At 62.3% G+C, this 17,387-nt stretch carries 20 protein-coding genes; 12 read left to right on the forward strand and 8 right to left on the reverse strand.

Annotated elements, in window-relative coordinates; all coding sequences use genetic code 11:
• Positions 1–131 precede the first annotated feature (131 nt).
• A complete protein-coding gene (gene alr, locus QUG01_RS17445; protein ID WP_500831205.1) occupies positions 132–1,205 on the reverse strand; it encodes an alanine racemase in 1,074 nt (357 codons plus the stop codon).
• 111 nt (positions 1,206–1,316) lie between these two features.
• On the opposite strand from alr, the gene QUG01_RS17450 reads away from it, so the two are divergent.
• A complete protein-coding gene (locus QUG01_RS17450) occupies positions 1,317–1,934 on the forward strand; it encodes a DedA family protein (protein WP_500831206.1) in 618 nt (205 codons plus the stop codon).
• 67 nt (positions 1,935–2,001) lie between these two features.
• On the opposite strand, the gene QUG01_RS17455 is transcribed toward QUG01_RS17450, so the two are convergent.
• A complete protein-coding gene (locus QUG01_RS17455) occupies positions 2,002–2,328 on the reverse strand; it encodes an FKBP-type peptidyl-prolyl cis-trans isomerase (RefSeq protein ID WP_071109163.1) in 327 nt (108 codons plus the stop codon).
• Between the two features lie 138 nt (positions 2,329–2,466).
• On the opposite strand from QUG01_RS17455, the gene QUG01_RS17460 reads away from it, so the two are divergent.
• Positions 2,467–3,264, forward strand: coding sequence for a DUF2189 domain-containing protein (locus QUG01_RS17460; RefSeq protein ID WP_500831207.1), 798 nt, complete (start codon positions 2,467–2,469; stop codon positions 3,262–3,264).
• A 10-nt stretch (positions 3,265–3,274) separates the two neighbouring features.
• On the forward strand, positions 3,275–4,225 hold the full coding sequence (locus tag QUG01_RS17465) for a D-2-hydroxyacid dehydrogenase (protein WP_500831208.1): 951 nt from the start codon (positions 3,275–3,277) through the stop codon (positions 4,223–4,225).
• Between the two features lie 97 nt (positions 4,226–4,322).
• Here QUG01_RS17465 and QUG01_RS17470 read toward each other — a convergent pair whose 3' ends face one another.
• Positions 4,323–4,802, reverse strand: coding sequence for a DUF1841 family protein (locus QUG01_RS17470; protein ID WP_199154701.1), 480 nt, complete (start codon positions 4,800–4,802; stop codon positions 4,323–4,325).
• A 125-nt stretch (positions 4,803–4,927) separates the two neighbouring features.
• On the opposite strand from QUG01_RS17470, the gene QUG01_RS17475 reads away from it, so the two are divergent.
• Positions 4,928–5,407, forward strand: a complete 480-nt coding sequence (locus QUG01_RS17475) for a glutathione peroxidase (protein ID WP_500831209.1) — start codon at positions 4,928–4,930, stop codon at positions 5,405–5,407.
• Positions 5,408–5,467: 60 nt separating this feature from the next.
• On the opposite strand, the gene trmB is transcribed toward QUG01_RS17475, so the two are convergent.
• Together trmB and QUG01_RS17485 are read right to left on the reverse strand one after the other, a co-directional pair.
• Positions 5,468–6,148: a tRNA (guanosine(46)-N7)-methyltransferase TrmB gene (gene trmB, locus QUG01_RS17480; protein WP_500831210.1), complete on the reverse strand. Its 681-nt coding sequence runs from the start codon at positions 6,146–6,148 to the stop codon at positions 5,468–5,470.
• A 37-nt stretch (positions 6,149–6,185) separates the two neighbouring features.
• Entirely contained in the window at positions 6,186–7,103 is a 918-nt protein-coding gene (locus tag QUG01_RS17485; protein WP_500831211.1) for an NAD(P)H-binding protein, read from the reverse strand.
• 39 nt (positions 7,104–7,142) lie between these two features.
• Here QUG01_RS17485 and QUG01_RS17490 point away from each other — a divergent pair, with 39 nt between their 5' ends.
• Together QUG01_RS17490 and QUG01_RS17495 are read left to right on the forward strand one after the other, a co-directional pair.
• Complete coding sequence (locus QUG01_RS17490) at positions 7,143–8,171, forward strand: CDP-6-deoxy-delta-3,4-glucoseen reductase (RefSeq protein ID WP_500831212.1); 1,029 nt, start codon at positions 7,143–7,145, stop codon at positions 8,169–8,171.
• Positions 8,172–8,336: 165 nt separating this feature from the next.
• On the forward strand, positions 8,337–8,468 hold the full coding sequence (locus QUG01_RS17495) for a DUF3149 domain-containing protein (RefSeq protein ID WP_103316558.1): 132 nt from the start codon (positions 8,337–8,339) through the stop codon (positions 8,466–8,468).
• A 4-nt stretch (positions 8,469–8,472) separates the two neighbouring features.
• Here QUG01_RS17495 and QUG01_RS17500 read toward each other — a convergent pair whose 3' ends face one another.
• Positions 8,473–8,712 carry a hypothetical protein gene (locus QUG01_RS17500; RefSeq protein ID WP_500831213.1) on the reverse strand — a complete coding sequence of 80 codons (240 nt, stop codon included), beginning with the start codon at positions 8,710–8,712 and terminating at the stop codon, positions 8,473–8,475.
• Between the two features lie 207 nt (positions 8,713–8,919).
• On the opposite strand from QUG01_RS17500, the gene arcD reads away from it, so the two are divergent.
• The 4 genes from arcD (at position 8,920) to arcC (ending at position 13,883) form a co-directional block, all read left to right on the forward strand.
• A complete protein-coding gene (gene arcD, locus QUG01_RS17505; protein ID WP_500831214.1) occupies positions 8,920–10,371 on the forward strand; it encodes an arginine-ornithine antiporter in 1,452 nt (483 codons plus the stop codon).
• A 75-nt stretch (positions 10,372–10,446) separates the two neighbouring features.
• Complete coding sequence (locus QUG01_RS17510; protein WP_500831215.1) at positions 10,447–11,679, forward strand: arginine deiminase; 1,233 nt, start codon at positions 10,447–10,449, stop codon at positions 11,677–11,679.
• Between the two features lie 141 nt (positions 11,680–11,820).
• Positions 11,821–12,831, forward strand: a complete 1,011-nt coding sequence (locus QUG01_RS17515) for an ornithine carbamoyltransferase (protein WP_043621798.1) — start codon at positions 11,821–11,823, stop codon at positions 12,829–12,831.
• 107 nt (positions 12,832–12,938) lie between these two features.
• Positions 12,939–13,883 (forward strand): carbamate kinase, encoded by a 945-nt coding sequence (gene arcC / locus QUG01_RS17520; RefSeq protein WP_103316563.1) that lies wholly within the window; start codon positions 12,939–12,941, stop codon positions 13,881–13,883.
• Positions 13,884–13,954: 71 nt separating this feature from the next.
• Here the strand turns inward: arcC and QUG01_RS17525 are convergent, their stop codons facing one another.
• Positions 13,955–14,254, reverse strand: coding sequence for a RebB family R body protein (locus QUG01_RS17525; RefSeq protein ID WP_500831216.1), 300 nt, complete (start codon positions 14,252–14,254; stop codon positions 13,955–13,957).
• Between the two features lie 374 nt (positions 14,255–14,628).
• Complete coding sequence (locus QUG01_RS17530) at positions 14,629–15,666, reverse strand: patatin-like phospholipase family protein (RefSeq protein ID WP_500831217.1); 1,038 nt, start codon at positions 15,664–15,666, stop codon at positions 14,629–14,631.
• A gap of 271 nt (positions 15,667–15,937) precedes the next feature.
• Here QUG01_RS17530 and QUG01_RS17535 point away from each other — a divergent pair, with 271 nt between their 5' ends.
• Together QUG01_RS17535 and QUG01_RS17540 are read left to right on the forward strand one after the other, a co-directional pair.
• Positions 15,938–16,279: a PadR family transcriptional regulator gene (locus QUG01_RS17535; RefSeq protein ID WP_043621785.1), complete on the forward strand. Its 342-nt coding sequence runs from the start codon at positions 15,938–15,940 to the stop codon at positions 16,277–16,279.
• Positions 16,276–17,382 carry a DUF1700 domain-containing protein gene (locus QUG01_RS17540; protein WP_500831218.1) on the forward strand — a complete coding sequence of 369 codons (1,107 nt, stop codon included), beginning with the start codon at positions 16,276–16,278 and terminating at the stop codon, positions 17,380–17,382. Before QUG01_RS17535 ends, QUG01_RS17540 begins: the two co-directional genes overlap by 4 nt.
• Positions 17,383–17,387: the final 5 nt, after the last annotated feature.

Below are 17,387 nucleotides of genomic sequence, written 5' to 3' on the forward strand. Positions count from 1 at the left end.
GGTATCTAGCTGGGCAAGCAGGCGTTGAAACGACTGGGTATCCATCATCACGCTCCTGGTGAGAGGCTTACTTCAGTATAGTTACCAACTTGTAATTGGGACATAGCCTTTTTTTTGATCTTGCGCCGCGCTCAATCCTTCAATAGCCGCGGCACCCGCGGCATGACCGCGCTCATCAGCTCGTAGCTGATGGTGCCGGCGCAGGCGGCCACTTTTTCAATCGGCACTTGCGGGCCCCATAGCTCGACGCGGCTGCCGATGCCGGCTTGCGGCAGGTGGCTCAGGTCGACCGCCAGCATGTCCATCGATACCCGGCCGACGGTGCCGCTGGCCTGGCCATCCACCGCCACCGGCGTGCCGTTGGCGGCGATGCGCGGGTAGCCGTCGGCATAGCCGCAGGCGGCGATGCCGATGCGCATCGGGCGGTCCGCGATGAAGCGGCGGCCATAGCCGACGGCGTCGCCGGCTTGCAGCTGCTGCACGGCGATGATGTCGGCGGACAGCGTCATCGCCGGCTGCAGGCCGAGTTCGTCGCCGGTGGCGTCCTCGAACGGCGAGGCGCCGTACAGCACGATGCCGGGACGGCCGATGTCGCCGTGGGTGCGCGGGTGGCGCAGCAGGGCGGCCGAGTTGGCGGCGCTGACCGGCAGGCCGCTCTGCGCGGCGACGGGCGCGAAGTTGGCCCATTGCTCGGCCACGCCGTAATCGTCGTCGGCGCTGGCGAAGTGGGTCATGATCGCCGCGGGGCGGACCGTGGGCAGGGCGCGCAAGCTCGCCAGCGCGTCGTGGGCCTGTTGCGGACGGAAACCCAGCCGATTCATGCCGCTGTTGACCTTCAGCCACGCCTCGACCGGGCGCTCGGCGGAACCTTTGGCCAGCCAGGCTATCTGTTCTTGTGAATGGACGGCGCCGCCGATGCGGTAGCCGCTCATTGCCGCGGCTTCGGCCGCATCGAACGGACCTTCCAGCAATACGATGGGCTTATCGATGCCGGCGTCGCGCAAGCGCGCCGCGTCCTCGAGATTGAGCAGGGCAAAACCGTCGGCCAGGTCGGCCAACGTCTTTGCTGTGTCCAATACACCATGGCCGTAGGCATCGGCCTTGATCACGGCGAACAGGTGGCGGGCCTGGGCATGCTGGCGGGTAAACAGAAAATTGTGGCGAATGGCCGAGAGGGAGATTTCCAGCCGGATAGGACGAGTCATGTCAAGAAAGCGTGAAGGGGAGGTGTGCTATTATACACCCCCGTGCTTGGACTTTAGCCGACCTGCCGCCGCCATGTCGCCCTGACTTGATCGCCGACAGACGGAATAACGATGGATACTCTGCAGATACTTTTAGACTTCTTCACCGGCTACGGATATGTCGCCGTGTTCGCGGTGCTGCTGGTTTGCGGGTTTGGCGTGCCGATTCCGGAAGACATCACCCTGGTTGCCGGCGGCGTGATTTCCGGCCTGGGTTACACCAATGTGCACTATATGTTCGTGGTCGGCATGGCCGGCGTGCTGGTCGGCGACGGCTGCATGTTCATGGCCGGCCGCATCTTTGGGCAAAAAGTGCTGCGCTTCAAACCCATCGCCCGCATCCTGACGCAGGAACGCTTCGAGGCGGTGCAGGAGAAGTTCGAGAAATACGGCAATTGGGTGCTGTTTGTCGCCCGCTTTTTGCCGGGGCTGCGCTCCCCCATCTTCATCACGGCCGGCATGACCCGCCGCGTGCCTTATTGGCGCTTCCTGTTGATGGATGGCTTCGCCGCGCTGATCTCGGTGCCGGTATGGGTCTATCTGGGCTACTACGGCGCGGCCAACCGCGACTGGCTGATGATGATGGTGCATAGAGGCCAGGCCGGCATCCTGAGCGTAGTCGCCTTGCTGCTGCTGGGGGGGGGCTTTGTATGGTACCGCCGCCGCCGCATGGCTTGCGTCAAAAAATAAGCGCATTTTCGCCCAAAGAAAAAGGCCGTCTCCAAGGAGATGGCCTTTTTGCCGCCTGCATCGAGGCTCAGCCCACCTGCAGCAGCTCCACTTCGAATACCAGCGTGGCGTGCGGCGGGATCACGCCGCCGGCGCCGCGCGCGCCGTAGCCGAGCTCGGACGGGATGGTCAGCTTGCGCTTGCCGCCGACTTTCATGCCCTGCACGCCCTGGTCCCAACCCTTGATCACGTAACCGGCGCCCAGCGGAAAGCTGAACGGCTGCATGCGATCCTTGCTGGAGTCGAACTTGGTGCCGTCGGTCAGCCAGCCGGTGTAATGCACGGTGACTTCCTGCCCGGCCACGGCTTCGGCGCCTTCGCCGAGGGCCAGTTCTTCGATGATCAATTCGCTCATGCTGATTCCTTCACGCAAATGGTTGCAACGCGGCGATTGTAGCAGCCGGCCGCCGGCTTTGTGTTTTCCCGTGCTTGGCATATAACGAAATTCAGGCCTCGTTGCCTGTAATCTTTATGCAACCCAAGGGGGTGTGCCATGGATGTGCTACATCACGATCATGATCACGAAACGCCACAGGTGCGCCCGGTGCCGCGCAAGGTGGAGCCGGCGCAAACCCTGCAGTGGTTGCGCAAGGGTTTCCGCGACTTCCAGAAGGCCCCTGCCGATTGCCTGTTTTACGGCGCGATATTCGTGCTGATGGCGTATCTGCTGGGCGCTTATGTCGATCAGGCGCCGGAGCTGGTCATCACTTTCGCCACCATTTTCCTGCTCGCCGGCCCGTTTCTGGCCATCGGCCTGTACGACATCGCCAAGCAGATGGAGGCGTTTGATGGCCACGGCCGGGTCAAGCTGCTGCACAGCGTGACCTCCTGGCGCGTCAATATGCCCGGTTTCAGCCTGTATGCCGTATTGCTTGCTGTGTTGGTGTTCGGCTGGTTTCGCGTGTCTTTATTGATGTTCGCGCTGTTCTACGACACGGCCGCGCTGCCGAATCTGAACGAGATCGTCGCCGACTCTTTCCACGCCGACAATCTGGAATTCCTGATTGCCTATTTCGCCGTCGGTTTCCTGTTCGCCCAACTGGTGTTCTCGGTCAGCGTGGTGTCGATACCGCTGTTGCTGGACAAGGATGTGGACACCGTCACCGCCATGATCGCCAGCGTGCGCGCGGTGTATCGCAATGTGCTGACGATGGGCGTGTGGGCCGCTATCATTGTGGCGATGACGGTGGTGGGTTTCGCCACCTATTATCTGGGCCTGATCATCATCATGCCGGTGCTGGCGCTGGCCAGCTGGCATGCCTATCGGGATTTGATCACCTTCGAGCGATGACCGCCACGCAATGACCCATAACGTCGTGTTTCTTGACCGGGACAGCCTGCCTGTCCCGGTTCCCGTTTTCAGCTTTCCCGCCCACTACCGCGAATATCCCGCGACTTCGCCTGAGCAGATGGTCGATCACGCCATCGAGGCCGATATCATCATCAGCAACAAGGCGCCGCTGTCGGGCGAGACCATCGCCCGGCTGCCGCGTTTGAGGCTGATCGCCATCGCCGCCACCGGCTACAACCATGTCGATCTGGAAGCCTGCCGCGCGCGCGGCGTCGCAGTGTGCAATATCCGCCACTATGGCGACCATACCGTCGCCGAGCACGCGCTGACGCTGATGCTGGCATTAATGAAGAATCTGCCGGCCTACCAGCGCGATGTCGCCGCCGGCGTATGGAGCCAGGCCAAGCAGTTCTGCCATTTCGGCGCGCCCATCCGCGAGATGCGCGGCGCGGTGCTGGGCATCGTCGGCTCAGGCGGCATCGGCGGGGAGCTGGCCGGCATGGCGCGGGCTTTCGGCATGGAGGTGCTGTTTGCCGAGCGCAAGGGCTTGGCGCAGGCGAGGGAGGGCCGGGTGCCGTTCGGCGAGGTGCTGGCGCGCGCCGACGTGATCTCGCTGCATTGCCCCTTGACCGATGAGACGCGCGGCATGATCGCCCAGCCGGAGCTGATGGCGATGAAGCCCGGCGCCATCCTGATCAATACCGCCCGCGGCGGCCTGGTGGACGAGGCCGATCTGGTGGCCGCCCTGAAGTACGGCCAACTCGGGGGCGCCGGCTTCGACGTGCTGAGCGTGGAGCCGCCCGCGCCGGACAATCCGCTGTTGAAGGCCAGGTTGCCGAATCTGATCGTCACGCCGCACGTCGGCTGGGCCAGTGGCGAGGCGATGCGCCGGCTGGCGGCGCAGCTGGTGGACAACATCGAGGCCTTTGTCCGCGGCGAGCCAGCCAACCGTCTGGTTTAATCTGACTGGCGAGACGCTTTTGCGGTGGGAGGGGGGCCGGCCGGCGCAGCCTCGTGTATTGCGCCGTAGCCGGCTTGCCCGCCACGGTATTTTTCGCCTAATCCGGGATATCGTTGGGATTGACGCGCGGCTGCTCTTCTTCACCCATGCCCAGCTTGCCGCGGACACAGGAAATGTAGCGGTTGACGTCCGGTCCGCCGCCATAGCGCTGGGCATGCCAGATCATCTCGCCCAGGCATTCCATCAGCTCGTGCTGGGCGCGGTGTTCGTCGCCATGTCGCAGCGCCAGCTGGGCATACAAGGCGCGGATGCCGAAGGGTTGATCGATGGAGCGCTGCTCGGCGATGGCCACGTGCAAGCCCAGATGCAGGAAGGGATTGGTCTCCCCCATGTCCGGCGTCCACTCTTGCTCCATGAAGGCATCCGGATTTTCCAGGATGGGATGATACTCCGGGTGGTCTATAAGAATGGATAGGACGATTTGTTCCAGATCGGACAAGGGCTGGCCGGACTTGGACTTGCTCCAGGTGTCGAAGAAGAAACGGCGGGCGTCCTGGCGGCTGGGGTTGAACAACATCGGTGAAGACCTCGGGCGGTAACGGGACGGATGGCGGCGCGGGCGCGCCGCGGCATCCGGCTCAGGAATCACGGTCGCAGGCGGCTGCCTTGCAGGCTGCGGCATTATACGGGACGGAGGATGCCATGACCACGCTCTACGATTTTAGCGCGAAGCGGGCGGACGGCGCCGAGCAGGCGCTTTCCGCCTACGCGGGCACCGTGGCCTTGTTGGTGAATACCGCCAGCGAATGCGGCTATACCCGGCAATATGCCGGCCTGCAGGAGCTGCACGATTATTTTTCCGGCCAGGGCTTCAGCGTGCTCGGCTTCCCCTGCAATCAGTTTGGCAGCCAGGAGCCGGGCGGCGAGGAGGAAATCGTCGCCTTCTGCTGGGGACGGTTCGGCGTGAGCTTTCCGCTGTTCGCCAAGTTGGAAGTCAATGGCGAAGCCGCCCACCCGCTGTGGCGCTGGCTGACCCAAGCCGATTCCGATCATCCGCATCCGGTCAAATGGAACTTCACCAAGTTTCTGATCGATGGCCGCGGCAGGGTGGTGAAGCGCTACGAGCCGGCGGTGGAGCCGCATGAGCTGGTGGACGACATCAAGGCCTTGCTGGCGCGATAGGCCGCGCAAAACGCAAGCGACCCGCGTCGGCGGGTCGTTGCGGAGCGGTTCCGGACTGGCTTACTTGCGGCGGAAGATCACATCCCACACGCCGTGGCCCAGCTTGATGCCGCGCGCTTCGAACTTGGTCAGCGGGCGGTAGTCCGGGCGCGGCGCATAGCCGTCGGCGGTGTTTTCCAGATCGGCGTTGCCGTTCAGCACTTCCAGAATCTGGATGGCGTAGTCTTCCCAGTCGGTCGCCGCGTGGAAGTAGCCGCCGGGCTTCAGCTTGCTGGCCAGTTTGGCCACCAGCGGCGCTTGGATCAGACGGCGTTTGTTGTGGCGTTTTTTATGCCACGGGTCCGGGAAGAAAATATGCACGCCGTCCAGGCAGCCGTCAGGCAGCATATTGTCCAGCACTTCCACCGCGTCGTGACGCATCAGCCGCAGGTTGGTCAGCTCTTTTTCCGCGATCAGCTTGCACAGATTGCCGACGCCGGGGCCATGCACTTCTATGCCCAGATAGTCCTTGTCCGGATTGGACGCGGCGATTTCGGCGGTGGCGCCGCCCATGCCGAAGCCGATTTCCAGGATTTTCGGCGCGGCGCGGCCGAAGGCCTGTTCCAGGTCGATCGCCTCGGGGCGGTACTCAATGCCCCATTTGGGCATGCCTTCGTCCATGGCGCGCTGTTGCGCCGTGGACAAATGGCCCTGCCGCAGCACAAAGCTGCGGATCGAGCGTTTGAAATCCGGATTTTCCATTTTGCTGGCCTGCTGAAAACTCAAAAAAACCGCGATGTTACCGAATCTCGGCTTGGCTTGCGAGTATTGCCGCGCGCCGGGCCGGATCTTGTCGCAATGCCGCCAGATAATCCAGCACGCTGGGCCAGCGCAGCGCGACGCCAAGCTCGCGCAGGATCCGGCTGTTGTCCAGCCGGCGCGACTCGCCCAGAAAAGACCATTGCTGCGGCGAAACGCTGGCCTTGACCGCCTCGCGCGGCAGCTGCGGCGGGCAGGGCAGGTCCAGCGTTTCGGCCAGCGCCCGATACCAGCGGCTGACCGGCAGCGGCAACGCATCGCAGGCGTTATAGACGCGGATGCCGTGGCGGCGGGACAGGGCCGCCACGCACAGCCGCGCCAAGTCGTCGGCGTGGATGTGGTTGCTCCAGCTGTCTTCGGCGTCTGCTATCAACGGCGTTTGATTGAACAGGCGCGACAGCGGCAGCCTGTCGTCGGCGTAGATGCCGGGTGCCCGCAGGATGGTCAGCGCGCGGCCATGACGGATGGCGAAGCGGCGCAAGGCCGTTTCGGCGTCGGCCCGCCGCCAGGCGCGCTCGTTGTGCGGCCGCAGTGCCGCGGTCTCATCCAGCCAACGGCCAGCGGCGTCGCCATACACGCCGCTGGTGCTGATGTACACCCATTGCTGTGGTATGCTGTCCGCTTTTGCCAGCGCGTACAACAACTTGCGCATTCTCGGGTCGCTTTTGCCGCTAGGCGGAGGCGGGGCGGTCAGCAGCGCGGCGTCGGCCAAGCCGGCCAGCCGTCCCAGGCTCGCGGCGTTGTCCAGATCGCCGAGCATTGGCTGGGCGCCCAGCGCGCGCCAACGCGCGGCGGCTTCTTCGGTCCGGCAGAGGACCAATACCCGCCAGCGGCGCAGCAGCAGGGGGAGGGCGCGCCGAGCGACATCGCCGGCGCCTATGATGAGCAAGGTACGCATGGTGTGCATTTTAGCCAGAATTCAGGATTGAGATACGACATGACTTGCCAGGTGAAAGTGCTCCCGAGCGGGCATACATTCGGTGTGGAAGCGCACGAAACGATTCTTGAGGCCGCCCTGCGTCAGGGCGTGGGCCTGCCATACGGCTGTCGCGACGGCGCCTGCGGCGCTTGCAAAGGCAAGGTGGTTGAGGGCGAGGTCAGCCAGGACGGTTTCCAGGAAAAGGCCTTGACCTCGGCCGAGCAGGCCCAGGGCATGGCTTTGTTCTGCTGCGCGCGGCCGCGGGGCGATGTCAGCATCGAGGTGCGCGAGGTGACCGGCATGGGCGACATTCAGATCAAGACGCTGCCGTGCCGCGTGGAAAAAATCGAGAAAATCCACGACGTGGCGGTGCTGAAGCTGAAGCTGCCGGTGTCGGAGCGGCTGCAATTCCGCGCCGGCCAATACATTGATATTTTGATGAAGGATGGCAAGAAGCGCAGCTTCTCCATCGCCAACGCGCCGCACGACGATGCTTTCCTGGAGCTGCATATCCGCCATCAGCCGGGCGGCTCGTTCTCCGAGTATGTGTTCCATGAGATGAAGGAGCGCGAGATCATGCGCTTCAAGGGGCCGATGGGCTCGTTCTTCCTGCGCGAAGAGTCCGACAAGCCGATCGTCTTCATCGCCAGCGGCACCGGCTTCGCGCCGGTCAAGGGCATCATCGAGCATGCCATCCAGCACGGCATCACCCGGCCGATGACTTTCTATTGGGGCGCCCGCACCAAGGCGGATTTGTACATGGCGGAATTGGCCGAAGGCTGGGCCGCCGCGCATCCGCACATCCAATATATCCCGGTGCTGTCGGAAGCCTTGCCGGAAGACAACTGGACGGGCCGCACCGGCTTTGTGCACCAGGCGGTGCTGGAAGACTTCTCCGATCTGTCCGGCCACCAGGTGTACGCCTGCGGCGCGCCGGTGATGGTGGAGGCGGCGCATGGCACCTTCACGCGTGAGCGCGGCTTGCCGGAGGACGAGTTCTTTTCCGACGCCTTCTTCCTGGCCAAGGATATGGGCGGCGGAAAGTAGACAAGCTGCTGATCTGTTTATGAAAAGCCCCAGGCATGGACCTGGGGCTTTTTGTTTGTCATGCGAGGATGCATCGGATTGACATGGGTCAATTTCAACATCGTTAAAGTGGTTATTATGTCGTTAGCAAGGGCGCTTAGGCGCGGAACCTGCGAGGAGAACACGATGGAGCTGCTGACCCTGATGGTATCGGACGATGTGGGCCGCCTCAGTCTGTTGACGATAGTGGTGGCTACGCTGGTAGTGATCGGCGCGGTTTGGGTGATCTTCAAGAACATCAACAAGCCGGGCAAGTAAGGATTCATTCCCGTAGTTTTGGCATTTCCTCTTGATGTGTGTGTTGGCGGATACGGTGGTGGGCCGTATCCGCCTTTTTTTTCTCCTGCCGCGCGGGAGAGCGCCTGCTATTCTTCAAGTCCATGATTGATTTGTAAATTTTCCGCAGTTTTTGCGCTGGATCATGTTGTCCGCCATCCCGCCTTTTCTTTTCATTCAGACTTTCTATCTTGAATGTTGTTGCTGAGCCGGCCGCTGTTTTCATGATTTTCCGCCGTATCGCATGACGCCTTGTTGCAAGCTTTGGTCGCATCCGCAGTAGGTCGGCATTTTGTCCATCATGAGCGCTTGATGTAAGTCAATCGAGCCGACGACTCGTCTGGAGACCCTGAATTAACGGGGTATACCATAATTTCAGATGATAAGAATTTAATAATGAATAACGGTTTACATCCCTGATCGGAGAATGAAAATGTCTACTGAAACTGCAAGCCAAGCCGGCGTAGCCGAGGGCGGATCGCCCAGGCTGAAGCTAGGCGCGCTGACGGCGCTGGTCGTCGGCTCGATGATAGGCGGCGGCATCTTCTCGCTGCCGCAGAACATGGCGGCCGGAGCAGGCGCCGGCGCCATCCTGATAGGCTGGGCCATCACCTTCGTCGGCATGCTGGCGTTGGCCTTCGTGTTCCAGATGCTGGCCTCGCGCAAACCGGAGGTGTCGGGCGGCGTCTACGGTTATGCCAAAGAGGGTTTCGGTGACTATATGGGCTTCAACTCGGCCTGGGGTTACTGGATTTCCGCCTGGATCGGCAATGTGTCGTACTTTGTGGTGATGTTCTCGGCCCTGGGCTTCTGGATTCCGGCCTTCGGCGACGGCAACACGCCCACCGCCATCATCTGCGCCTCCGTCGTGCTGTGGTGTCTGCACTTCCTGGTGCTGCGCGGCGTGCATGGCGCGGCCTTCATCAACACCGTCACCACGGTGGCCAAGCTGGTGCCGCTGGCCTTGTTCATCGCGCTGATCGTGTTCGCCTTCAAGGTCGATACCTTTAATCTGGACTTCTGGGGCAACGCCAAGCTCGGCACCATCGTCGATCAGGTGAAGAGCACCATGCTGGTGACGGTATGGGTGTTCATCGGCATCGAAGGCGCTTCGATGTTCTCCGGCCGCGCCGAAAGCATGAAGGATGTGGGCAAGGCGACCGTGATCGGCTTCTTGCTGACCATCGCGCTCTTGGTCGCCGTGTCGGTGCTGTCGCTGGGCGTGATGACCCAGCCGGAACTGGCCGCCCTGAAGAACCCGTCCACCGCCTATGTGCTGCAAAAGGCCTTCGGCACCTTCGGCGCCAACCTGATGAACGCCGGTCTGGTGATTTCGGTCGGCGGCGCCTTGCTGGCCTGGACCCTGCTGGCCGCCGAAGCGCCTTACCTCGCCGGCAAGGACGGCGTGATGCCCAAGGTGTTCGGCACCCTGAACGCCAATGAAACCCCGGCCGCCTCGCTGTGGCTGACCAATGGCCTGATCCAGCTGTTCCTGCTGATCACCCTGAAGAGTTCGGCCGGCTACCTGGCGCTGCTGTCTCTGGCCACCTCGATGATCCTGATTCCTTACCTGCTGTGCGCCGGCTACTCGCTGTTGGTGGCCAAGCGCGGCGAAGGCTACGCCCAGGGCGAAAGCACCGCCAAGGAATTCTGGACCGCCGCGCTGGCCACAGTGTATGGCGCCTGGCTGATCTACGCCGCCGGTCCCAAGTATCTGTTCCTGTCCATGGTGCTGTACGCGCCGGGCCTGCTGTTCTACCTGTGGGCCAAGAAAGAGCAGGGCCAGAAGCCGTTCAACCTGATCGAAGCCGTGCTGGCCGCCATCGTGGTGGTCCTGGCCGTGATCGCCGTCTACATGCTGGCGGTCGGTCAGATCGGTCTGTAAGCGAAAGATTTCGAAACCAGTCGTGGGGGCGGATAGCCCGCCCCTGAAGTCAAACAAGACTCAAGGAGTATCGTTATGACCAAGTTTGGTGTTCATTCCGAGTGTGGCAAGCTGCGAACCGTGATGGTGTGTCGTCCCGGACTCGCCCATAAGCGCCTGACTCCGGACAACTGCCACGATCTGCTGTTTGATGACGTGATCTGGGTGGAGCGCGCGCAGAAGGACCACGCCTACATGGTCGAACAGATGCGGGCCCGCGGCATCGAGGTGGTTGAAGTGCACGATGCGCTGGCCAAGGTGCTGGACGACAAGGCCGCCCGCAACTGGATCCTGGACCGCAAAATCAAGGCCGACAACGTGGGTATCGGCATGCTGCATGATCTGCGCAGCTGGCTGAACGAAATGCCCTCGTCCCAACTGGCCGATCACATGGTGGGCGGCATCGCCAAGTTTGAACTGCCGTTCGACCCGAAAGGCCTGTTCGGCGGCTATCTGGATCGTTCCGATTTCGTGCTGCCTCCGATTCCGAACAGCTTGTTCCAGCGCGACCCGTCTTGCTGGATTTACGAAGGGGTGACGCTGAACCCGATGTACTGGCCGGCTCGGCGCCAGGAAACGCTGGTGCTGCAATCCATCTATCAATTCCACCCGATGTTCGCCGGCAAGGTCAATGTATGGTGGGGCGGTTGCGATAGCGATCACGGCCCGGCCACGCTGGAAGGCGGCGACGTGATGCCTATCGGCAACGGCGTGGTGCTGATCGGCATGGGCGAGCGCACCAGCCCGCAAGCCGTGGTGCAAGTGGCCAAGCGCGTGCTGCATAAGGAAGGCGGCGCCAAGCGCGTCATCGCCTGCCAGATGCCGAAGTCCCGCGCCGCGATGCACCTGGACACCGTGTTCAGCTTCCTCGACATCGACTTGCTGTCGGTGTTCCCGGATGTGGTCGACGAAGTCACCTGCACCAGCATCTATGCCGGCGACCGCGAAGGCGAGATCCGCTTCGAGCGCCATGAAGGCGTCAAACTGGTGGAAGTGGTGCGCCAGGCGCTGGGCCTCAAGGAAATCCGCGTGATCCAGACCGGCGGCGACGCCTACCAGCGCGAGCGCGAGCAGTGGGACGACGGCAACAACGTGGTGGCGCTGGACCGCCGCGTGGTGGTGGCTTACGACCGCAACACCTATACCAACCGCCTGATGCGCGAGCACGGCGTGGAAGTGATCGAAATTCCGGCTTCCGAGCTGGGCCGCGGCCGCGGCGGCGGCCACTGCATGACCTGCCCGATCATCCGCGACGAAGTGAAGGTGTAAGGCTGTTTTTCCCGGCCGGCGAGCCCGGCCGGGGCTGAGAATCCGTATCTAGTTCTAGTTTGTTTGCAATAAGACAGGTTGACCGCCGGCTCCCTAGGGAGCGACGGCCGGCTTGCCCAGACTCTAATCAGGAGCAATATCATGGCTTTCAATCTGCGCAACCGTAACTTCCTGAGAATGCTGGACTTCACCCCGCGTGAAATCCGTTACATGCTGGACCTGGCCCGCGACCTGAAACGCGCCAAATATACCGGCACCGAGCAGCAGCACCTTAAGGGCAAGAACGTTGCTCTGATCTTTGAAAAAACCTCCACCCGCACCCGCTGCGCCTTTGAAGTGGCCTGCTACGACCAAGGCGCCAATGTGACCTACCTTGGGCCGTCCGGTTCGCAAATCGGCATCAAGGAGTCGATGAAAGACACCGCCCGCGTGCTGGGCCGCATGTACGACGCCATCGAATACCGCGGCTTCGACCAGGACATGGTGGAAAACGAGCTGGCCAAGTTTGCCGGCGTGCCGGTGTACAACGGTCTGACCGACGAATGGCACCCGACCCAGATGCTGGCCGACGTGCTGACCATGTGGGAAAACACCGACAAGCCCATCTCTCAGATCAGCTACACCTATCTGGGCGACGCCCGCAACAATATGGGCAACTCGCTGCTGGTGATCGGCTCCAAGCTGGGCATGGACGTGCGCATCGGCGCGCCGAAGCATCTGTGGCCGGCTGACCAACTGGTGGCCGAGTGCCGTGAGATCGCCAAGCGCACCGGCGCCCGCATCACGCTGACCGAAGACGCCAAGGAAGCCGTCAAGGGCACCGACTTCATCCACACCGACGTCTGGGTGTCCATGGGCGAGCCGGCAGAAGTGTGGGCCGAGCGCATCCGTCTGCTGAAGCCGTATCAGGTCAACAGCGCGCTGATGGCCGCCGCGGAAAACCCGCAAGTGAAGTTCATGCACTGCCTGCCGGCCTATCACAACAGCGAAACCAAGGTAGGCAAGGAAATCGCCGCGCAGTACCCGGAACTGGCCAACGGCATCGAAGTGACCGAGGACGTGTTCGAGAGCGAGGCTTGCATCGCCTTCGAACAGGCCGAGAACCGCATGCACACCATCAAGGCCATTCTGGTGGCTACGCTGGGCGACTAAGCCCGGGCTTGGGCCGGCGAGTCCGGCCCGATCACACATCAACCGGCCAAGGCCTCCTGACCGGAGTCCTTGGCCGGTTTCGTTGACCGTATTCGGAAGGAAGATTTATGCGAGTCGTCGTAGCTTTGGGCGGCAACGCCCTGCAACGTCGTGGCGAGGCCATGACCGCGGATAACCAGCGCGCCAACGTCAAAGTGGCGGCCGAACAACTGGCCGCCGTCACCCGGCTGGGACATAACCTGGTGATGTGCCACGGCAACGGGCCGCAAGTGGGCCTTTTGGGCCTGCAGAACGATGCCTACGCCCGTCACGTGGATGACACGGTGACGCCGTATCCGCTGGATGTGCTGGGCGCGCAGACCGAGGGCATGATCGGCTATATGGTGGAGCAGGAGCTGGGCAATGTGCTGCCCTTCGAGGTGCCCATCGCCACCATCCTGACCCAGACTGAAGTGGACGCCAATGATCCGGCGTTCAAGAATCCGACCAAGTTCGTCGGCCCGGTTTATTCCAAGGAAGAGGCCGATAAGCTGGCCGCGGAAAAGGGCTGGAGCGTCAAGGCGGATGGCCAGTATTACCGCCGCGTGGTGCCAAGCCCGAAACCGAAGCGCATTTTCGAAATGCGCCCGATCAAGTGGCTGATCGAAAAGGGCGTGGTGGTGATCGCCGCCGGCGGCGGCGGCATTCCCACCATGTACGAGGGCGACAAGCTGGTCGGCGTGGAAGCGGTGATCGACAAAGACCTGGCCTCGGCGCTGCTGGCGCGCGAGATCGATGCGGATTACTTCGTGATCGCCACCGACGTCAAAAGCGTGTTCGTCGGCTGGGGCACGCCGGAGGCCAAGGCCATCCGCCAGGCGCACCCGGACGAGATGGACAAGCTCGGCTTTGCCGCCGGTTCCATGGGTCCGAAGGTGGAGGCTGCCTGCGAGTTTGCCCGCCTGACCGGCAAGCGCGCGGTCATCGGCGCGCTGGAAGACATCGAGAGGATTGTCAAGGGCGAGGCCGGCACCATCATCAGCACCGAGAAACCGGGAATCGAGTGGTATTGATCGGGCCGCGCGCTTGATCGAAACGAAAGGGCTGCCAGACATGGCAGCCCTTTTTCACATTTGGCGCGCGCCTATTCGGATTTCAGCTGCTGGATCAGCGCTTCTATTTCGGCCGCATCCATGGGGCCGAGCGCCTGGCCGCCTATGTCCACGCTGTAGATCTGGATCACGCCCTGGTTGCTGCCGGCTTGGCCCGCGATGGCGAGCTGCTGCTGCGACGAGACGGCGTTTTCGAACACGATGCCTGTGGAGTGGGCGAGGGACTGGTAGAGGTTTCCGAGCGCCATGGCCGGGCCATCCCCCACCACTTTGACATTGGCTTGGGTGACGGCATCGGTGATTTGATTGTTGACTGCGGTGGGGAAGGCCATGGCGGTCTCCTAGGGGCTGTTGACGTTTGGTGAGTGGATCGCGTTTGAGCCGATTTGGGCCGGAAGCAAGGCGCACAGTCCGACGCATAGTCATTCTATGCAAGGGCTGGGCAACGTGGCTTCCGGCCCAAAGCGGCCAAACCCGCAGGGCCGGGCGCCTTTCGCGCCGACTCTTCGTTATTCCGCGCTGGCAGAGAATGACTATGCGGCGCGCGAAACGCCTCGATTCGTCGCAAAACGCATCCCGGCGCGACCGCTCACCAAACGTCAACAGCCCCTAGCAAGAGGATTCGACGGGATCGTCCGCCAGGCGCGCGGCGCCGCGGCGAAGCTTCAGTATGGCCGGGACAGATGCAGGCTACCGCTGGCCGATTTTACAGGCCCAGCTGCCGTCCATACTGACGGCAGGCGTCTTTGCCCGCCTGGTAGCCGGCTTGATATAGCCTGGCCAGATTGGAGTAGGACCAATCCAGCTCTTCGCGGTGGCCTTCCTGGCTGATATGGGCGTCGAAATTGATTCGGATCAGTTCGGTGCGCGGCCGCCCGTTTGCGTCGCGGTTGTGCAGCGCCTCGAACAGCCGCAGGTCGTCGCGGGCGATGGCGGTCAGCGGCGCGATGATGGACTGCACCCAGGCATCGTACAGGTCGCGCGGCGGGTGCAGCAGCCGGCTGCTGCCGAGCACGTCGAACACGATGGTGTAGTCGATGTGCGGATGCAGCTCGAACAGCCGCTTGAAGTTCAGCGTGTCGATGGCCGCGCCTTCGATATAGTCGCCGTCATCCAGCTTGTACGGCGGATAGATGAAAGGGAAGGACAGCGCCGCCAGGAAGTGGTCGTGGGTGATTTCGTGCTTGTCCCAGCAACGCATGTGGCCATGGGTGATGTTGTAGGCGTTGAGGTAGAACGCCGGTTGGAAATCTTTCAGTTTGGCGAAATCGACAACCTGTTCGATGAATGGCACATGCGCGCACAGGCCCTGGCTGTCGCTGCTCAGATCGCTTGGGCATAGCGTGGCCAGCAGCAGCCCGGTCCAGTCCGCCAGCAGCCGCTGAGCCGGCCCATCGTCCGCCTGTCGCTGGATGGCCTGCAGCAGCGGATTGCGCCCCTGCAGGGCGCGCCAGGCATCCGCCAGCTGGCCGGGCTTGTTGAACACCTTGTAATTGATCGGGAAGAGCTTGTAGAGCGGGTCGGATACGCCCATATCGGCCAGCTTGCTCAGCGCCGCGATGGCGTCGCCCTGTCTGGGCGCGGCGTACAGCAGGCCGACGATGGCGCCGGCGCCGGAGGCGGAGACGATGTCGAATTCCACTCCGGCTTCGGCCAGCGCCACCAGCGCGCCGGCCATCAGGGTGGCATTGGGGGCGCCGCCGCCCAACACCAATGCGATAGAAGGTTTGGAAGCCAGCGCCATCGTTAGTTTCTCCGGGAGATTGATGTCAATCGGTAACTCATCGGCATGGCTAAAGTATGGCCGCAAATCCGTTTTTTGCAATGCAGCGCGAAACGCGGCGCTGTGGTGAAAAAGCAGCAATTCCATCCGCGTTGCGCAGGGTAATGAAAGATACCTTGCGATACAAGGTATCTTGTCATACAGTTCAGTCAGACATCCGCATGCAGCAGTCCAACGATGATCCTTGTAATGCAAGGTATCGTGTATTGCCAGTCGGCGAGGAAGATCGAATATGAAGACACAATTGAAAAAGGGCACGCTGGACATGTGCGTACTGGCGGTGCTGGCGCAGGCCGACAGCTACGCCTACGAACTGGTCAGCAAGCTGTCGCAGGGCATGGACATCAGCGAAGGCACCATCTATCCGCTGATGCGCCGGCTGCAGAATGAGTTATGGGTCAGCACCTATCTGGTCGAATCGTCGTCCGGCCCCTCGCGCAAATATTACAAGCTGACCGACAACGGCCGGCGCGAGCTGGAAGCGATGCGGCGGGAATGGCAGGAATTTGTGGCCGAAGTGGAAAACGTGCTGCGGGGTGGACCGGCGGCAATGACAGAGGAGGCACCGCAATGACACGGAAAGATTTTTTACGTCAGCTTGAGCAGGGGCTGTCCGGCCTGAGGCCGGAAACGGTGAAGGAAATCCTCGCCGACTATGAAGAGTATTTCAACGACGCGCTGGCCGATGGCCGCGATGAGGCCGAGGTGGTGGCGGCGCTAGGCAGCCCGCAGAAGCTGGCGCGCGAATTGAAGGCGCAAACCCACTATCGGCAATGGCAGGAGCATCGCTCCTTCACCAATCTGTCGCGGGTGGTGGTTTCGATCGCGGGCCTGGGCGTGCTGAATTTCGTGCTGGCCTTGCCGTTCATGATCTATCTGATCTTCCTGACCGTCGGCTATATCGTGTCGGTCAGCTTGCTGCTGGCGGGCCTGGTGGTGGTGGTGGCTTGGGGCAGCCACGGCTTGTTCGGCTGGCCGCAATTCACCAGCGCCGGTTCCGGCTGGTATATCGGCAGCCATGGCGATCATGGCGCGGAAATGGCCTGGCGCAGCGATAAAGACGATCACGCCGGGCAGGTCTGGATAGATAACGGACGCCTGATGCTGAATCCGGACGATGGCGACCGTTTCGAGCTCAAGACCCGGCAGGGCGACGCGCTGCTGGTGTTCAAACAGCAGGGCAAATTGCAGGTGGATGCCAGCCAGCCGGCCGTGCGCCAGTTGGCCCGGATCGATGCGCACGAGGTCAGCGTCAACGGCCGCGAAATCCGCGAACTGACCCTGCGCGAAGACAGCGGCGATGTGTTCACCGCCCGCGTCGACGACAACAGCCGCCTGGTGAAATTTGACGCCTCGGCCGGCGGCGCCGCGCTGAAGTTCGACGCCAGCGGCTCCAAAGGCAGCATTTCGCTGAAGGATGGCGATAGCGCGCTGGAAATTTCAGAAAGCAGGATCGCGCTCAAAGACGGCACCGACCACATCCAGATCGATGCCTTGCCTGGCCTGTCAGTGGGGATGAGCGCGTTGGTGGTGGGCTTGGGCTTGCTGATGGCTGGCGCTTTGGGACTGCTGTTCTGCGTCTGGCTCACCCGGCTGACCTGGCGCGCGCTGGTGGCTTATGTGAAGTATCAGATTGAACTGGTATCCGGCAAAGGCCGCGAAAACGCCGCGGCCTGAACCCT

The organism is Chromobacterium sp. CCUG 76385 (assembly GCF_059916625.1).